The organism is Rhizobium sp. F40D2 (assembly GCF_051810745.2).
GTDB lineage: Bacteria > Pseudomonadota > Alphaproteobacteria > Rhizobiales > Rhizobiaceae > Rhizobium.
In genome coordinates, this window is sequence record NZ_CM131436.1 from 3,217,378 (window position 1) to 3,232,728 (window position 15,351).

Below are 15,351 nucleotides of genomic sequence, written 5' to 3' on the forward strand. Positions count from 1 at the left end.
GATGGCCGAGATGACGGACAACGGCCGCGCGGGCAAAACGATGGAGAAAGATGCGGACGAGGAGCATCACCACGGCGTCTCCTTCGGTGAGGGCTTCAAGGTATGGCTGCGGGTCGCAGCCTTGAGTTTCGGCGGCCCGGCCGGCCAGATCGCCGTCATGCACCGGATCATCGTCGACGAGAAACGATGGATCGGCGAGCACCGGTTCCTGCATGCGCTGAATTATTGCATGCTGCTTCCCGGCCCCGAGGCGCAACAGCTCGCCGTCTATATCGGCTGGCTGATGCACCGCACGCTGGGTGGTATGGTCGCCGGCTTACTGTTCGTGCTGCCGGGATTCCTGTCTATCCTCTGTCTCAGCTATATCTACGCGGCTTATGGCAGCGTCGGTATCGTCGCCGGCCTGTTTTTCGGGCTGAAGGCAGCGGTGCTTGCCGTCGTCGTGCAGGCCGTCATCCGTATCGGCAGCCGCGCTCTCAGAAATAACGTCATGCTGGCGATTGCGGCCGTGGCCTTCGTCGCCATCTTTTTCCTGCATGTGCCGTTCCCGCTGATCGTGCTTGCCGCCGCCATCGCGGGCTTTCTCGGCGGCCGCTTCGGGCTTGCCGCCTTCAATCCGGGCGGCGGCCACAGGGCCGGAAGCGGCCCAGTGCTGTCGGATGCGGAGTCGGCGCTCGGTGAGGGCATACCGGAGCATGCACGCCCCAATCTCGGCTGGTCGCTGCGTATGTCGGCAGTACTGCTCGCACTCTGGCTCATGCCCATCGCCGCCCTCTATGCGGCTTTGGGCGCACACGACGTTTTCACCGAGATCGGTCTGCTCTTCAGCAAGATGGCGGTCGTCACCTTTGGCGGCGCCTATGCCGCGCTCGCCTATGTCGCGCAGGAGGCAGTGCAGCGTTTCGGCTGGCTGAAACCCGGCGAGATGCTCGATGGTCTGGGGATGGCCGAGACGACGCCGGGGCCGCTGATCATGGTCCTTCAGTTCGTCGGCTTCATGGGCGCCTATCGCAATCCCGGATCGCTCGATCCGATGCTGGCTGCCACGCTTGCAGCAATCCTGACGACTTGGGTGACGTTCGTACCCTGTTTCCTCTGGATCTTTCTCGGTGCGCCCTTCATCGAAAAACTGCGCGGCAATGTGGCGCTCGCTGGCGCGATGTCGGCCATCACGGCTGCGGTGGTCGGGGTCATTCTCAACCTCGCCCTCTGGTTTGGCCTGCACACGCTGTTTGCTGAAGTCGCGACCGTCAGCCTTGGCGGCTTGCGGCTCGATATCCCTGTGCTGCAATCGGCCGTGCCGGCGGCAATGGCGCTGTCTGCCGCCGCCGCCATCGCGATCTTCCGGTTCAAGACCTCGGTCATCACGACGTTGCTTGCCTGTGCGATATCGGGAATGCTCTGGACGCTGGCGGTAGGTTAGAGCTCTTTATGTTATGCATGTCGTCCCGGAACCGCTGCACACTTCCGGGCGACATGCATTAGCCTTCCGCCCCGTCCGCGGGGATGCGCGTTGCCAGCATCTTGTCGATGCGCATACCGTCCATATCGAGGACTTCGAAGCGCCAGCTATCAAAAACGAAGGTTTCGCCGGCTTCGGGGATGTGCTGGAGCTGGTGCAGCGCGAAGCCTGCAAGTGTATGGAAATCGGCATCCGGACGATCGCGCAGGCCGAGCCGCTCGAAGGCGTCGAAGGCGGGCATCATCGCATCGATCAAAAGCGATCCGTCTTCCCGCACGATAATGTCAGGCTCTTCGTTGGATCCCGGCAGGTCGCCGGCGATGGCTTCCAGCAGGTCGGTCTGGGTGACGATACCCTCAAGGCTGCCATATTCATCGATGACGATGGCGAGCCGCACAGGCGAGGCCTTGAAACTGTCGAGCACGCGCACGACCGAGGTGCCCTCGTGCAGCACCAGCGGCTGCTTGATCACCTCCATCGGTCGGACCTTGCCGCCGTCGAGAACCTGATCGAGAAGATCTTTCTTCAACACCATGCCGATCGGTTCGTCGATCGAGCCGCGGGCGACCAGCAATTGTTCGGGGCTGCATTCACGGATGGTCTTCAGGATCTCGGCCTCGCTGTCGTCGGCATCGAACCATTCGATATCGAGACGCGGGGTCATGATGTCCGAGATCGGTCTGTCGCCGATGTTGAAGACCCGTTCGACGAGCTGCTGCTGCACCTGGTTGAGAAGACCGGCTTCCTGGCTTTCGGCGACCAGCAGCTTGAGTTCCTGCGGCGAATGGAACGACGATTCCCCGGTTCCGGCGCGAAGGCCGACGCCCCGCAGCACGAGGTTGCCCATGCCGTTCAGAACAACGATCGCCGGCTTGAACAGCACCAGGAAGAGCCCCAGCGGACGTACGACGGCAAGTGAAGTGGCCTCACTGCGCTGAAGCGCCAAGCTTTTCGGCGCCAGCTCGCCCAGCACGATGTGCAGTGCCGTAATGATGACGAAGGCAATGACGATGGCGACGGTATGCGCGCCTGTTGCCGCCCATTGCCCGGGCAGCCAGGACAGGAGAGGCTCGATCAGGTGGGCAAGCGCCGGCTCGCCGACCCAGCCAAGCGCCAGCGACGAGATGGTGATACCAAGCTGGGTGGCGGCAAGATTGGCGTCGAGATTGTCGACGGCGCGCTGGAGGGCGGAGGCATTCATGCGGCCTGCCGCGGCAAGTTCGGTGACACGGCTGCGCCTGACTGAAACCAGCGCGAATTCCGCAGCGACGAAGAAGCCGTTGGCGGCCACCAGAAGAAGCACGGCGAGTATCCCGACATAGTCGAAGACGCCGCCCGCGGATTCGGACATGTTTTCCCTACCTCTGAATTGATCCCAATCCGAAACTACACGCTCGGACAGAGGTAGCAAGGCGCGGCAGCCATTCTTGCTGCGAGCGATGTCGATGCAAACTATTGTCGTCAGGGTCTTGCGGGCGATTGGCCCGATACGCAGAACATGATCGCTGCCACGGCAATCATCTCTTCGGCGCTTCGAAGAGTTCGATCGGGTTTCCGGCCGGGTCTTCGAGCAGGATCTGCTTGCCGCCTATGCCCTGCACGATCTCGCCACGAAAACGCGCGCCCGCCTGGCGCAGCGTGGCGACTTCCGCTTCCAGGTCCGCGACTTCGATCTGGATGCGATTCCATCCGCCGGGCTCCGGCTTGCGTCCGTCCGGCATTCCCTGGGCTCCGCCGCCCGGTCCCGTCATGCCGCTGACGAGCAGCCGAAAACCATCTTTCGTCAGGATGGCAAAAGTCGGCGCGGGGTGAAGAGCGACCGCGAAGTCAAGATGTTTCGTGTAGAATTCCAGGGCGGCGTCGACGTCGTCGACGATGTAGCGCATGCTGATGCCGGGCATGGTTTCCTCCATCATCTATCGAGCGATTCCGGACGACGGTCCGACGGCGCTAGCCGCCGGATCGAACGCGCGAAGGGCGCTCCATGGATCGAACCTGCGCCCAATCCTTCGGAAAATCGAATCAGAACTTCGGGACACCCGCCGGGCGCGTTCCAGGCAAAACTCCAGTTCGTCAAGGTGCATAAGTTTAATCTAAAATATAAAGTTCGCGCCTTATGCCTCGAATTCCATTACGAAAGTTTAATATAAGTTTCAGTTTCGGTTCATCTTTTCGGGCCTAGTTTTCTCCCGTGCCCAACATGAGGAACCCCCACATGAAAAAGATTTTTGCTGCTCTCCTTTCCGCCTCCTTCCTTCTCTCCCCGATGGTCGTCTCCCAGGCCAGCGCGGATGATTACCGCCGTCCGCCTGTCGTCGTGCAGAAGAGGGTGATCGTCGAGAAGAAAGTCGTCCGGCCGCACTGGAAGAAGGGATACCGCGTCAATGCCAGCGAGCGCCGCCGGTTTCACGACGTCAACGACTACCGCCGCTACCGGCTCGCGCCTCCGCCGCGCGGCTATCGCTGGGTGCGGGCCGACAACGACTACCTGCTGATCGGCGTCACCAGCGGTGTGATCTCCAGCATCATCGCCGGTCGTTGATTGGTGACAAGGGGAGGGTGGCTTCGGCCGCCCTTTCTCGATTCTTAGGATATCGAGACCCCGTGCCGCATGAGGACTCCGTCGGCACCGAGACCTCGTCTCGATAGGCATTTTCGCTCTCCCACTCACCTCATTCCTGTGCTCGTCACAGGAATCCAGCCACCGCGCGTCTGTGCGGTGAATGATCCCATGCGAGTTCGCAGAAGAGTCTTCGGCGCCCAAGGACTTGGGCGCGCTGGATCCCTGTGACGAGCACAGGGATGAGGGCGGATGGGGTGTGGTCCGCGCCTAATTCCGCCGCCGTGCAGCTATCACCCGCTCGGCAATAATACCAAGCAACCCCTTTGGTCTCTCGGCATCAACCTTCACATCCCCCTCATGTGTCAACGGATGAAGCCCCTCGATCGGCGGCAGCGGATCACACTCCGTGCAGACGCAGCGATAGGCTTTGATCACGGTTGCCTTCATGCCGCCTGGCGGCTCCAACTGGCGAAGAGGTCGGGCAGGTTTCGCCAGCGATCGGGCGTGAAGACCTCGGTCTGGATGAGGCAGGCGTCGAGTTCTTTCCTGATCCAGGCCTCGTCCATCGGGTCGGCGCCGATGAAGACGATTTCCTGGCGGCGGTCGCCCCAGACGGGATCGAGGTAGGGGCTGATGGCGCGCAGGAAGCCCGGTTCGTCGGGCCATTGTCCGCGCGGCACCGCCGCCCACCAGAGGCCCACCTTGCCGGTACGCACGAGGGCGCCCGCCTGGCTGATCTCGCCGACATGGTGCGGCCGCGTCGCCAGCCAGAAGAAGCCTTTGGCGCGCACCACGCCCGGCCATGTCAGGTCGAGAAAGGCCTGCAATTTTGCCGGATGGAAGGGCCGTCTTTCGCGGTAGACGAAGGAGCGGATGCCGTATTCTTCGGTCTCCGGCACGTGGTCCTTGAAGCCGTGCAGCTCCTTGTACCAGAGCGGGTGGGTCTCGGCCCTTGATATATCGAAGCGTCCGGTGCCGAGCACCTCCTTCAGCCCCACCTTGCCGAAATCCGCCTCGATCAGCTTCGCATCCGGGTTGAGGCCGGTGATGATTTTCCGAGCGGCGTCGCGTTCCGTCTCGCTTGCCGTGCCGATCTTGTTCAGCACCACGACATCGGCGAATTCGATCTGCTCGACCAGCAGGTCGACGATGGTTCTGGTATCGCCGTCGCCTGCCGTTTCGCCGCGGTCGGCGAGGAAATCGGCCGAGGCATAATCGGTGAGCAGATTGGCGGCATCGACGACGGTCACCATCGTATCCAGCCTTGCGACGTCGGAAAGGCTTTCTCCGCTCTCATCGCGGAATTCGAAGGTGGTGGCGACGGGCAGGGGCTCGGCGATGCCCGTGGATTCGATCAGCAGGTAATCGAAGCGGCCTTGGGTCGCCAGATCGCGCACCTCCTTCAAGAGGTCGTCGCGCAGGGTGCAGCAGATGCAGCCATTCGTCATCTCGACCAGTTGCTCCTCGGTGCGAGAAAGATTGGCGCCGCCATCGCGCACCAGGGCGGCGTCGATATTCACTTCGCTCATGTCGTTGACGACGACGGCGACGCGCATGCCTTCGCGATTGGCAAGCACGTGGTTCAGCAGCGTCGTCTTGCCGGCGCCGAGAAAGCCGGAGAGCACCGTGACCGGAAGTCTGTTGTCCATGAAACCTCACATATTAATGTTATATCATTACATTATTGGAGCCGAAAAAAGGCGGAACGGGGTCATCCGCCTCATTCCGCCTCAGCTCTCCCCGGAGCGCCGCATGTCTATCATGCGCTGGAGAGGCAATCCTTCATGCTCTCGGCGATGCCGCGCATGAGGGTGAAGTAGAGATCGGGGCCGGCCTTCAGCGTCGCCGCTTCGGGGTCGAGCACGCCGGATCTGGCGTTCGTGCCCTCGATGACGACATTGACGAGGCGCGGCTCGAATTGCGGTTCGGCAAAGACGCAGGTGGCGCCGAGTTCGCCGACCTTGCGGTGGATTTCCGAAACGCGCTCGGCACCGGGAATGGTTTCCGGGCTGACGGTGATCGAGCCGGCGACGCGGATGCCGTAGCGATGCTCGAAATACTGGTAGGCGTCGTGGAAGACGATAAAGGGCTTGTCCTTGACGGGAGCGACCGTGGCGGCGATTTCCTTGTCCAGCGCCGTCAGCTTGTCGTCCAGCGCCTTGGCATTGGCCTGGTAGGTCAGCGCATTGGCGGGATCGGCGGCGACCAGCGTCGTGGTGATCACGGCGGCCATGGCTTTGGCATTCATCGGGTCGAGCCAGAGATGCGTGTCGAAGGCGCCATGGTCGTGATCATCATCATGGCCGGTGCCGGCGGCATGATCGTGATCCTCACCCTCGGCGGAAGCGCCATGGTGCTCATCGCCATCCTCATGCGGCTCGAAGGCGCCGCCTTCGCGGAAGGGCAGCTTGACGAGGCCCGGGGCATGATCGAGCTCGGCGATGCTGGCCTTCGAGCCCAGCGCCTGCAGCGGTTTTTCCAGAAAAGCCTCGAGGCCGGGGCCGGTCCAGAAGATCACCTTGGCTTCCTGCAGCGCGCGCGCATTCGACGGCTTGAGGCTGTAAGTATGCGGGGAGGCGGCGCCATCGACAATCAGCTCCGGTTCGGCCACACCCTGCATGATCGCCGCAACCAGCGAATGGATCGGCTTGATCGAGGTGACGACCACGGGCGCGTCGGCCGCCCGCACGGTGACGGCAAAGAGCAAGGCGGGGACCACCAGCGCCGGGAGGGCGAGGGCGAGCGGAATTTTGAAGGCCAGGATCTTCAGGGCTGTGCCCAGGGTGCGTTTCATCGAATGCTCCGCTTGAATTGCAGATGTTATGTTATTACATCAATTGCGTTATGCTATAACGTGTGCAATAGCAGGATGCAACAGCGCTGTCGGAAAATTTGATGCTCTCTCCCGCAAATACGAAGGGCGAACCGCTGGTTTCGCTTGAGAATGTCGGCGTTCTGCGCAACGGCCGCTGGCTTGTGCGCGGCGTCGAATTTTCCGTCTCGCGCGGCGAGATCGTCACGCTGATCGGGCCGAACGGCTCCGGCAAGTCGACCAGCGCCAAGGCGGCGATCGGTGTGCTGAAGCCGAATGAGGGCAGGGTGGAGCGTCTGGCCGGCCTGAAGGTCGGCTATGTCCCGCAGAAGCTTGCGATCGACTGGACGCTGCCGCTTTCGGTGCGCCGGCTGATGACGCTGACCGGACCCCTGCCGGAACGTGACATGCGCGCGGCACTCGAAGCCGCCGGCATCGACCATATGCTCGATGCCGAGGTGCAGCATCTCTCCGGGGGCGAATTCCAGCGGGCGCTGATGGCGCGCGCCATTGCCCGCAAACCCGACCTGCTCGTGCTCGACGAGCCAGTACAGGGTGTGGATTTCTCCGGCGAGATCGCGCTCTACGATCTGATCAAATCGATCCGCAACGCCAGCGGCTGCGGCATCCTGCTGATCTCGCACGATCTCCACGTCGTCATGGCCGAGACCGACACGGTCATCTGCCTCAACGGCCATGTCTGCTGCCGCGGCACGCCCGAAGCCGTCAGCCGCAGTCCGGAATATGTGCGTCTGTTCGGCAGCCGCGCGGCGCAGACGCTTGCCGTCTACAGCCATCATCACGACCATACGCATCTGCCGGATGGGCGCGTGCAACATGCCGACGGTTCGGTGACCGACCATTGCCACCCCGATGACGGGCATCACGCGCATGACCATGGGCATAGCCATGACCATGCCGGGCATAGCCACGGTCATGGCCCTCACGATCACGGTCACGCCCATGCTGAAGGGGAGCGCCATGCTTGACGATTTCTTCGTTCGCGCGATCTTTGCCGGCGTCGGGCTGGCGCTGACGACGGGACCGCTCGGCTGCTTCATCATCTGGCGGCGCATGGCTTATTTCGGCGATACGATCGCCCATTCGGCGCTGCTCGGCGTCGCCCTGTCGCTGCTCTTCGAACTCAATCTGACCCTGGCCGTCTTTGCCGTCGCAGCCCTCGTATCGGTGCTGCTGCTCTTCCTGCAGAAGCGCCAGGCGCTGTCGGCCGATGCGCTGCTTGGCATCCTTTCGCATGCCACACTGGCAATCGGCCTCGTCATGGTCGCCTTCATGAGCTGGGTGCGGATCGATCTTATCGCCTTCCTGTTCGGCGACATCCTCGCCGTGTCCTCGATCGACATCGCGCTGATTTGGGGTGGAGGGCTCTTTGTGCTCGTGGCAATGGCCTGGCTCTGGCGGCCGCTGCTGGCCGCGACCGTCAATGCCGAGCTTGCCGAGGCGGAGGGTTTGCAGCCGGAGCGGGCGCGGCTGTTCTTCATGCTTTTGATGGCCGTTGTCATCGCCATTGCCATGAAGATCGTCGGCATCATGCTGATCACCTCGCTGCTGATCATTCCGGCGGCTGCGGCGCGGCGCTTTTCGGCGACGCCGGAGATCATGGCGGTGCTTGCCTCGGTCATCGGGGCGGTGGCCGTCGTCGGCGGGCTGTTCGGCTCGCTCACCTACGACACGCCCTCCGGTCCCTCGATCGTCGTCGCGGCGCTGATCCTCTTCATTCTCAGCCTGCTTCCCCTCAGGCGGCATCGCGCAGACATGCAAGGACAAGGCTCATGACGACACCGCAACTCACCAAGAACCAGTCGCTGGTCTTCGACGTGCTCGAAAAGGCCGAAGGGCCGCTCAGCGCCTATACCATCCTCGACAAGCTGCGTGACCACGGTTTTCGGGCGCCGCTGCAGGTCTACCGGGCGCTGGAAAAGCTGCTTGAATACGGTGTCGTGCACCGGCTCGAAAGCATCAATTCCTTCGTCGCCTGCGCCCATCCGGGCGATGACTGCCACAGCCACGGCATCGTCGCCTTCGCCATCTGCGAAAGCTGCGGCCAGGTGACGGAGTTCCACGATCACGAGGTCGACCACCGGTTGATGGCCTGGGTGCGGGGGCAGAAGTTCAAACCAGCGAAGACGACGATCGAGATTCGCGGTTTGTGCGAGGCTTGTGCGGCGTAAGCGGCCACACCTATCGCACCAACGGGACTTTGACGGGGCGCCCACTTCTCCTCGCCGTATTTGCTGCCGATCGATACACAAAGCGATGACTCAAAAAGGTGAGGCCGCGAGAGCGGCCTCACCTTTTGCATTTCTGCGCGGGTAAGCCTAGTCCGGCTTGGATTCGGAGCCGCCCTTACCGGAGCCGCCATTGTCGCCCTTACCGGAGCCGCCATTGTCGCCCTTACCGGAGCCGCCATTGTCGCCCTTGCCGGAGCCGCCATTATCGCTTTTGCCGGAGCCGCCATTATCGCTTTTGCCGGAGCCGCCATTGTCGCTCTTGCCGGAGCCGCCATTGTCGCTCTTGCCGGAGCCGCCATTGTCGCTCTTGCCGGAGCCGCCATTGTCGCTCTTGCCGGAGCCGCCATTGTCGCTCTTGTCGGAGCCGCCATTGTCGCTCTTGCCAGAGCCACCATTGTCGCTCTTACCGGAGCCGCCATTGTCGCTCTTGCCGGAGCCGCCATTGTCGCTCTTGCCGGAGCCGCCATTGTCGCCCTTGCCGGAGCCGCCATTGTCGCTCTTACCGGAGCCGCCATTGTCGCTCTTGCCAGAGCCACCATTGTCGCTCTTACCGGAGCCGCCGTTGTCGCCCTTGCCATGGCCGTCCTTGCCGTCCTTGCCAGGACCGTCGCGTCCGTCATGGCTCGGGCCATCCTTGTCGTGCCCGTGATCTTTTCCACCCTTGCCGCCGTGATGATCGCGGTCCTTGTCGCCGTGGTGATCTTTCCCATGACCACCCTTGCCATGATCGTGATCTTTTCCGCCCTTGCCGCCGTGATGATCGCGGTCCTTGTCGCCGTGGTGATCTTTCCCATGACCGTCCTTGCCATGATCGTGATCTTTTCCGCCCTTGCCGCCATGATGATCGTGGTCCTTGCCGTCGCCATGATCATCGTTGTCATTGCCATCGCCGGTGTCCGATCCGCCGCCGTCCGCGACCTGGTCGCCATTGCCAACGGTTCCTGTGGCCGAACCGGTGCTGGACGACTTCTTGCCGCCGCCGATGCCTTGGCTGCCACGATCGTTATCGTTCGGGCTGAAGTTGCCATCTGCCTGAATTGCTCTGGTCGGCATGCACAGCCTGTATTCGAGTGTGCCGCGAACTGCACTGTTGCAATTAACGACCGCCGGGGCTGCCGTTGCCAAGCTGCTGCTTGCCAGAAGGGAAGCAATGGCAAGGCCGAATTTCGATGCTCTGCTGATCATTTCATGCGTCTCCCAAGGTTAACCGAATGTTAATGGGGAGAGTTCTTATACTAACAACGAATTAACGCGAAGAATAAATAATGGTTAATCTGTATCGCTGATATAATAGGGTTAAATTCGCAAGTATAAAATTTTAATAAATTTTTATCCCGACTCTGTTATTGTCTCGGGTCAAATGGGGGAATCGGCTATGGCGCGTCTCTTTTCTCTTGCTGCTATTTCATTCTTTTTTCTTGCTTTTCAGGCTGTTGCCGGATCGTCGCTGCCGGTGACAAGAAGCATCGGCGCGCCTGTGGGATTCGGCGCGGCCTGCGCCAAGTACAAGTGGCTGTGCGGCAGGATGGCGGCGCAACAGCGAAACGACGGGGCAGGAATAGCGCTTCTTCAAAGGATCAATCGTGCCGTAAATCTACGCATCATTCCCGCAGAAGATCGTCCGTCTTCCGGAAACAGTGATGTTTGGTCTCTGCCGGTTGCCGGCCGCGGCGACTGTGAGGACTATGCTCTCCAGAAGATGAAGGACCTGATCGAGGCTGGTTTTCCATCGAACCGGCTGGCGCTTTCGGTGGTCATTGGGCCGCATGATCAAAACCATGTCGTTCTCATTGCCCGGACGGATGGCGGCGATTTTGTGCTCGACAATCTGACCAGTGCCGTGAGGCCCTGGCGCATGACGGGCTATACGTTTCTGGCCACCCAAGATTTCCAATCGCGCACGGGCTGGCGCGTGACGCTTGCCGGTCCCCGCGCCGGTGAATTCTCCTGAGGCGTGTCGTCGTTCAGCCGCCAATGTGCCTGGCACCACCTCGAACGACGCTCAAATCGGGTGCAGATGGCGGTAAATTCGACGAAGAATTGTGTGCCCAATGCGGTGCTTGACGCGTGCCTCATGTAAGAATCGGAAACACTTTGTGACTAAGTGTTTCCAAAAGCAGCGTTTTTTGACTTGCTGCGTAAAGAGAGATGAAGGATATTCTGCAAACGTTGAGGGAAGCCTTCATGATCAGAATGATTGAAAACCCTGCCGAACTGGCTGGCGAAGACATCACCGGCAAATATATTCTCCGGAGGCTGAACTATCATTGGTTCGCCTACGGCAAGGCGGCTATTGTAACCGCCTGCAAGGGAACGATCCTGCATCTCGAGCGGGAAGAAACGGTCTATTCCGAGCGTTGGGGCCGTCGCGCCTATACCGGAACCGGCAAGCGTTACCCCGGCGGCATCTGTCCCATTTCGGCGGTCGCCTGCGTCTGCGATACGCCCGATGACGTCAATGCCGTCATTCAACTGGATGTCGAAGCGCAGGACGAATTCTATGAGCTGATCGCCAAGGCGGAAGCCAGGGTTCAGGCGCTTGCCTCTTCCTCGCGAAACAGCCAGTTTCTAGAGGCTGCCGAGTAAGGCGATTTTTCAACCCAATCAGTCCGGAGCCGGCAGCCGGAGGCGCCCATAGGGATTCCTCGAAGGACGGGGCTGGCCCCCACTTCTTCTCAATTTCCTGATCACCCGATCTGCTGGAGATCGCGGGCGAAGCGTTGCCAGTTGGCAATGTAGTTTTCCGCCGAGCGGCGGATGGCTTCGACTGCGGCGTCGTCGAGCAGACGAATGGCGCGGGCGGGTGCTCCGACGATCAGCGAGTTGTCGGGGAATTCCTTGCCTTCGGTCACCAGCGCATTGGCGCCGACGAGGCAGTTGTTGCCGATCTTCGCGCCGTTGAGGATGGTGGCGCCCATGCCGATCAGCACATTGTCGCCCAGAATGCAGCCGTGGAGGATGGCATGGTGGCCGATGGTGCAGCCTTTGCCCGTGGTCAGCGGGAAGCCCATGTCGGTATGGGCCATCACGCCTTCCTGAATGTTGGTGCCTTCGCCGACGGTGATCTTCTCATTGTCGCCGCGCAGCACCGCGCCGAACCAGACGCCGACATTCTCGCCGAGCTCGACCTGGCCGATAATATTGGCGTCCGGTGCGATCCAGTAAAGGCTGGCGGCGGGCAGTTTCGGCGTCGATCCGCCGAGCGCATAGACGGGCATGGCTCTCTCCTCAGACGACGTCGACCGATAGGGTGGCGACGCCGTCAATGCCGCAACTGATGCGGTCGCCTCTGGAAACGGCGCCGACGCCGGCGGGCGTGCCGGTCATGATGATATCGCCCGGCGCCAAAGTGAAGAGCTTCGACAACTCGGCGATGATCTCCGGCACCTTCCAGATCATCTGGTTGAGATTGCCGTCCTGGACGCGTTTGCCATTCTGCTCCAGCCAGATCCGCCCTTCGCCGGGGTGGCCGAGGCGGCTGGCCGGCACGATCGCCGAGACAGGGGCCGAATGTTCGAAGGCTTTGGCGACTTCCCAGGGGCGGCCGAGTTTCTTGGCCTCGCCCTGCAGATCGCGGCGGGTGAAATCGATGCCGACGGCATAGCCGTAGATGCAGTCGAGCGCTTGCCCGGCCTCGATATTCGCGCCGCCGGATTTCAGCGCCAGAACGCATTCGACCTCGTAATGCACATCGTTCGAGAGCGGCGGATAAGGAAAAGCATTGTCTGCCGGCAGCAGGTTATCGGCATTCTTCTGGAAGAAGAAGGGCGGCTCGCGGGAGGGATCATGGCCCATCTCGATCGCATGGTCGGCATAGTTGCGCCCGACGCAATAGACGCGGCGCACCGGAAATCGCTCATCGCTGCCGTCCACCGGCAGCAGAACCGGTGCGGGACGCGGGATGACGGTGACGGGGTGGGGCATGGGCGGCTCTTCCTGTTTGACGAGTCTTGGCGCCATCTTAGACGGAAAACAACGCGCCGGGGAAGCATTCTCGGTGCATTGACGCTCCCGCCGCCGGGCGATATCCTCGCCGCCATGACCGGGATTTTTGCAGTTTCGACGATGTCTACGACCACCGCCCCGGGCGGTGGGTGCAGACGCGTGAACTGAATTCCGTTCATTGCTGCTGAGACCCAACCCGCCGGAAACGAGCGGGTTTTTTCATATCCGCTCGTCTGCCGCCATTCGAGGACGAGATCGTGGACGACATCCAGAAACACATTCTTGCGGAGCGGGCGGTCGCCGCCGCCCATCGCTGCGTCGCCAACCGCTATGCCGGGGCCGCTTTCGCTTACGCCACCGGCTCGCTGCTGCGCGGCGAGGGCACAGCGTTTTCGGATATCGATCTCGTCGTCGTGTTTTCGTCGCTGGAACGAGCCTGGCGGGAATCCTTCACCCATGAAGGCTTTCCGGTCGAGGCCTTCGTCCACGATGAAGAGACGCTGGCGTATTATATCCATGCCGATACCGAGAGCGGCTGCCCTGTTATGGCCCACATGGTCGCCACGGGTCGCGTGGTCGGACCGGATATCGAGCGCGCTTACATCGTGCAGGCAAGGGCGACGGCAATGCTGGCGGCCGGGCCGAAACCGCTTGCCGGCGCACGTTCCGACATGCTGCGCTATCAGGTCACCGATCTTGCCGACGATCTGCGCGGGACGCGCCCGCCCGAAGAGATCGCGGCGATCGCCGCGCAACTCTACCAGAAGCTCGCCGATCTCATTCTGCTCGGACGCGGCGAATGGGCCGGCCGCGGCAAGTGGGCGCCGCGTCTCATCAGCAAGCTCGATGCCCGACTGGCGGCGGAATTCGACGCGGCGTTCAGGCTGGCGGCAGGGGGCGATGGCGCGCGATTGCTGGCTTTGGCCGATCGCGAGCTTGCCTTGCGTGGCGGCCGCTATTTTGAAGGATTCAGGCAGGAGGCGCCGCTGGAGGCACGGCGCGTGGAATAATCAGGCTGCTGGAGAGCGGTAAGGCCCATGAGAGCCTCACCCTGAGGTGCCCCGCCAGGGGCCTCGAAGGGCGAGGCGGGTGTTCTGGTGGTTGATGGGTGCAAGGAGCGATGTTGCGGCGTGTCCTTCGAGGCTCCGGCCGTTGGCCTGCGCGCCTCAGGATGAGGTACGTTGGAGAGTGCCGTACCCATCAGAGCGTTGGAGGATGCCCCGATTGCCCTAGCCGAGAGCGCTTTGAGCGGCGCAGATCCGGTCGATCAGAGCATTGACTTCACCCTTCGGCGGACGGCTTTTGGCAAGCCGCTGCTTGAGGTGCATGATCGGCTCGGCGAGAATTTCATCGAGGCTCTCGGCGCAGGTGAAGTCGCCCGCCACGCGCTTGACCTTCGAATTGTCGAAGATCGCCGTCCAGGCCTTGTCGCCTAAGAGCGGACCGACCCATTCAGGATTGTACCGGATCAGCGTGTCCGTTGGCACGTGGACGATCTTCGCGTCGACGCCAAGCAACCTTGCGATCGTCTTCTGGATGTCGTCCCAGATATGCGCACGGTCGGAGGTGATGTGGAAAATCTCGTTCAGCGCCGCCTGCTTGCCGAACAGGCCGACGAAAGGCACGGCGAAATCGATTGAGCGAGTCAGTGTCCAGGGCGTGTGGCCGTCGCCGGCCACAATGATGGGCTCGCCATCCAGCATGCGTCTTGCCATGACATCGCTGTCGCCCATCATGATCGGCAGGCCGGTGCGAACGGTGTGGCTGGGACGGACGATCGTCCAGGCCAGATCTGCGGACTGTTTGAGCAGTTCCTCGCAGGCGATCTTCGCCTGGCTATAGGGCCAGTGGGGATTGATCGCCGGGGTCTCCTCGGTGATCACGTAGTGGCGCGGCGGCTTTTCATAGACCGAGGCGGAAGAGATGAAGATATACTGGCCGCAATTGCCCGAAAACACCTCGATGTCGCGGGCGACCTGGTCGGGCGTGAAGGCGATGAACTGGCAGACCACGTCATAATTGCCCTTGGCGAGATCCGCATAGGCGCTCGATCCCAATTCGCCGACGATCGAGGTCACCCCTGCGGGCAAACCAGCATTTCTCAAGCCGCGATTGTAGACGCTGACCTGATGGCCCTTAGCAACGGCGCGCTCGACGCAGGGATAGGAGATTTGGCCGGTGCCGCCAATGAAAAGAACTTTCAAAGCCATGGGAGTGACCTCAGGGTCTATGGGCGGGAAGTATTGCCGCCTTTCATAGCGCGAAAGAATGTCATCGTCTCCGCAAATCTCGTGCACGGTGCAGAGCACGGGAATAA

The 15,351-nt window shown here is 61.7% G+C and carries 17 protein-coding genes; 8 read left to right on the forward strand and 9 right to left on the reverse strand.

Translation table 11 applies throughout. From position 1 onward, the window contains the following. Position 1 precedes the first annotated feature (1 nt). The gene (chrA, locus tag ACS4RS_RS15390) at positions 2 to 1,423 is read left to right on the forward strand and encodes a chromate efflux transporter (RefSeq protein WP_439010283.1); all 1,422 of its coding nucleotides are present in this window, start codon (positions 2 to 4) and stop codon (positions 1,421 to 1,423) included. 58 nt (positions 1,424 to 1,481) lie between these two features. On the opposite strand, the gene ACS4RS_RS15395 is transcribed toward chrA, so the two are convergent. After that, entirely contained in the window at positions 1,482 to 2,813 is a 1,332-nt protein-coding gene (locus tag ACS4RS_RS15395) for a CNNM domain-containing protein (RefSeq protein WP_439010282.1), read from the reverse strand. 166 nt (positions 2,814 to 2,979) lie between these two features. After that, positions 2,980 to 3,363, reverse strand: a complete 384-nt coding sequence (locus ACS4RS_RS15400; RefSeq protein ID WP_439010281.1) for a VOC family protein — start codon at positions 3,361 to 3,363, stop codon at positions 2,980 to 2,982. A 314-nt stretch (positions 3,364 to 3,677) separates the two neighbouring features. Between ACS4RS_RS15400 and ACS4RS_RS15405 the strand changes: the two genes are divergently transcribed. After that, a complete protein-coding gene (locus ACS4RS_RS15405; protein ID WP_439010280.1) occupies positions 3,678 to 4,004 on the forward strand; it encodes an RcnB family protein in 327 nt (108 codons plus the stop codon). Between the two features lie 288 nt (positions 4,005 to 4,292). Here ACS4RS_RS15405 and ACS4RS_RS15410 read toward each other — a convergent pair whose 3' ends face one another. The 3 genes from ACS4RS_RS15410 to ACS4RS_RS15420 all read right to left on the reverse strand — a co-directional run bounded on the left by ACS4RS_RS15410 (position 4,293) and on the right by ACS4RS_RS15420 (position 6,819). Beyond that, positions 4,293 to 4,472, reverse strand: coding sequence for a hypothetical protein (locus tag ACS4RS_RS15410; protein WP_439010279.1), 180 nt, complete (start codon positions 4,470 to 4,472; stop codon positions 4,293 to 4,295). Continuing rightward, positions 4,469 to 5,674 carry a GTP-binding protein gene (locus ACS4RS_RS15415; RefSeq protein WP_439010278.1) on the reverse strand — a complete coding sequence of 402 codons (1,206 nt, stop codon included), beginning with the start codon at positions 5,672 to 5,674 and terminating at the stop codon, positions 4,469 to 4,471. Before ACS4RS_RS15415 ends, ACS4RS_RS15410 begins: the two co-directional genes overlap by 4 nt. 110 nt (positions 5,675 to 5,784) lie before the next feature. After that, positions 5,785 to 6,819: a metal ABC transporter solute-binding protein, Zn/Mn family gene (locus tag ACS4RS_RS15420; RefSeq protein ID WP_439010277.1), complete on the reverse strand. Its 1,035-nt coding sequence runs from the start codon at positions 6,817 to 6,819 to the stop codon at positions 5,785 to 5,787. 101 nt (positions 6,820 to 6,920) lie between these two features. On the opposite strand from ACS4RS_RS15420, the gene ACS4RS_RS15425 reads away from it, so the two are divergent. From ACS4RS_RS15425 to ACS4RS_RS15435, 3 genes are read left to right on the forward strand one after another with little or no spacing between them, the layout of a single operon-like run. Continuing rightward, a complete protein-coding gene (locus tag ACS4RS_RS15425) occupies positions 6,921 to 7,826 on the forward strand; it encodes an ATP-binding cassette domain-containing protein (protein WP_439010276.1) in 906 nt (301 codons plus the stop codon). Beyond that, positions 7,819 to 8,634: an iron chelate uptake ABC transporter family permease subunit gene (locus ACS4RS_RS15430; RefSeq protein WP_439010275.1), complete on the forward strand. Its 816-nt coding sequence runs from the start codon at positions 7,819 to 7,821 to the stop codon at positions 8,632 to 8,634. The genes ACS4RS_RS15425 and ACS4RS_RS15430 overlap by 8 nt, the downstream gene beginning before the upstream one ends. Next, the gene (locus ACS4RS_RS15435; RefSeq protein WP_003593569.1) at positions 8,631 to 9,029 is read left to right on the forward strand and encodes a Fur family transcriptional regulator; all 399 of its coding nucleotides are present in this window, start codon (positions 8,631 to 8,633) and stop codon (positions 9,027 to 9,029) included. Before ACS4RS_RS15430 ends, ACS4RS_RS15435 begins: the two co-directional genes overlap by 4 nt. Positions 9,030 to 9,176: 147 nt before the next feature. Here the strand turns inward: ACS4RS_RS15435 and ACS4RS_RS15440 are convergent, their stop codons facing one another. After that, positions 9,177 to 10,274, reverse strand: coding sequence for a hypothetical protein (locus ACS4RS_RS15440; protein ID WP_439010274.1), 1,098 nt, complete (start codon positions 10,272 to 10,274; stop codon positions 9,177 to 9,179). A 190-nt stretch (positions 10,275 to 10,464) separates the two neighbouring features. Between ACS4RS_RS15440 and ACS4RS_RS15445 the strand changes: the two genes are divergently transcribed. Together ACS4RS_RS15445 and ACS4RS_RS15450 are read left to right on the forward strand one after the other, a co-directional pair. Next, positions 10,465 to 11,040, forward strand: a complete 576-nt coding sequence (locus ACS4RS_RS15445) for a transglutaminase-like cysteine peptidase (RefSeq protein ID WP_439010273.1) — start codon at positions 10,465 to 10,467, stop codon at positions 11,038 to 11,040. Between the two features lie 233 nt (positions 11,041 to 11,273). Beyond that, positions 11,274 to 11,675, forward strand: a complete 402-nt coding sequence (locus ACS4RS_RS15450; RefSeq protein ID WP_439010272.1) for a hypothetical protein — start codon at positions 11,274 to 11,276, stop codon at positions 11,673 to 11,675. Between the two features lie 101 nt (positions 11,676 to 11,776). Here ACS4RS_RS15450 and ACS4RS_RS15455 read toward each other — a convergent pair whose 3' ends face one another. Beyond that, positions 11,777 to 12,307 carry a DapH/DapD/GlmU-related protein gene (locus tag ACS4RS_RS15455; RefSeq protein ID WP_439010271.1) on the reverse strand — a complete coding sequence of 177 codons (531 nt, stop codon included), beginning with the start codon at positions 12,305 to 12,307 and terminating at the stop codon, positions 11,777 to 11,779. A 10-nt stretch (positions 12,308 to 12,317) separates the two neighbouring features. Then, on the reverse strand, positions 12,318 to 13,013 hold the full coding sequence (locus ACS4RS_RS15460; protein WP_439010270.1) for a fumarylacetoacetate hydrolase family protein: 696 nt from the start codon (positions 13,011 to 13,013) through the stop codon (positions 12,318 to 12,320). A 278-nt stretch (positions 13,014 to 13,291) separates the two neighbouring features. On the opposite strand from ACS4RS_RS15460, the gene ACS4RS_RS15465 reads away from it, so the two are divergent. Next, positions 13,292 to 14,044, forward strand: a complete 753-nt coding sequence (locus ACS4RS_RS15465) for a nucleotidyltransferase domain-containing protein (protein ID WP_439010269.1) — start codon at positions 13,292 to 13,294, stop codon at positions 14,042 to 14,044. 219 nt (positions 14,045 to 14,263) lie between these two features. Here the strand turns inward: ACS4RS_RS15465 and ACS4RS_RS15470 are convergent, their stop codons facing one another. After that, positions 14,264 to 15,244, reverse strand: coding sequence for an NAD-dependent epimerase/dehydratase family protein (locus ACS4RS_RS15470; RefSeq protein WP_439010268.1), 981 nt, complete (start codon positions 15,242 to 15,244; stop codon positions 14,264 to 14,266). Positions 15,245 to 15,351: the final 107 nt, after the last annotated feature.

Excerpts from the sequence above, each read along its gene's own strand:
- ACS4RS_RS15435 (WP_003593569.1), top strand. The coding sequence starts at position 8,631 with ATGACGACACCGCAACTCACCAAGAACCAGTCGCTGGTCTTCGACGTG.
- ACS4RS_RS15425 (WP_439010276.1), top strand. The coding sequence starts at position 6,921 with ATGCTCTCTCCCGCAAATACGAAGGGCGAACCGCTGGTTTCGCTTGAG.
- ACS4RS_RS15395 (WP_439010282.1), bottom strand. The coding sequence starts at position 2,813 with ATGTCCGAATCCGCGGGCGGCGTCTTCGACTATGTCGGGATACTCGCC.
- ACS4RS_RS15460 (WP_439010270.1), bottom strand. The coding sequence starts at position 13,013 with ATGCCCCACCCCGTCACCGTCATCCCGCGTCCCGCACCGGTTCTGCTG.
- ACS4RS_RS15445 (WP_439010273.1), top strand. The coding sequence starts at position 10,465 with ATGGCGCGTCTCTTTTCTCTTGCTGCTATTTCATTCTTTTTTCTTGCT.
- chrA (WP_439010283.1), top strand. The coding sequence starts at position 2 with ATGGCCGAGATGACGGACAACGGCCGCGCGGGCAAAACGATGGAGAAA.
- ACS4RS_RS15440 (WP_439010274.1), bottom strand. The coding sequence starts at position 10,274 with ATGATCAGCAGAGCATCGAAATTCGGCCTTGCCATTGCTTCCCTTCTG.
- ACS4RS_RS15415 (WP_439010278.1), bottom strand. The coding sequence starts at position 5,674 with ATGGACAACAGACTTCCGGTCACGGTGCTCTCCGGCTTTCTCGGCGCC.
- ACS4RS_RS15420 (WP_439010277.1), bottom strand. The coding sequence starts at position 6,819 with ATGAAACGCACCCTGGGCACAGCCCTGAAGATCCTGGCCTTCAAAATT.
- ACS4RS_RS15455 (WP_439010271.1), bottom strand. The coding sequence starts at position 12,307 with ATGCCCGTCTATGCGCTCGGCGGATCGACGCCGAAACTGCCCGCCGCC.
- ACS4RS_RS15430 (WP_439010275.1), top strand. The coding sequence starts at position 7,819 with ATGCTTGACGATTTCTTCGTTCGCGCGATCTTTGCCGGCGTCGGGCTG.
- ACS4RS_RS15470 (WP_439010268.1), bottom strand. The coding sequence starts at position 15,244 with ATGGCTTTGAAAGTTCTTTTCATTGGCGGCACCGGCCAAATCTCCTAT.
- ACS4RS_RS15450 (WP_439010272.1), top strand. The coding sequence starts at position 11,274 with ATGATCAGAATGATTGAAAACCCTGCCGAACTGGCTGGCGAAGACATC.
- ACS4RS_RS15410 (WP_439010279.1), bottom strand. The coding sequence starts at position 4,472 with ATGAAGGCAACCGTGATCAAAGCCTATCGCTGCGTCTGCACGGAGTGT.
- ACS4RS_RS15400 (WP_439010281.1), bottom strand. The coding sequence starts at position 3,363 with ATGCCCGGCATCAGCATGCGCTACATCGTCGACGACGTCGACGCCGCC.
- ACS4RS_RS15405 (WP_439010280.1), top strand. The coding sequence starts at position 3,678 with ATGAAAAAGATTTTTGCTGCTCTCCTTTCCGCCTCCTTCCTTCTCTCC.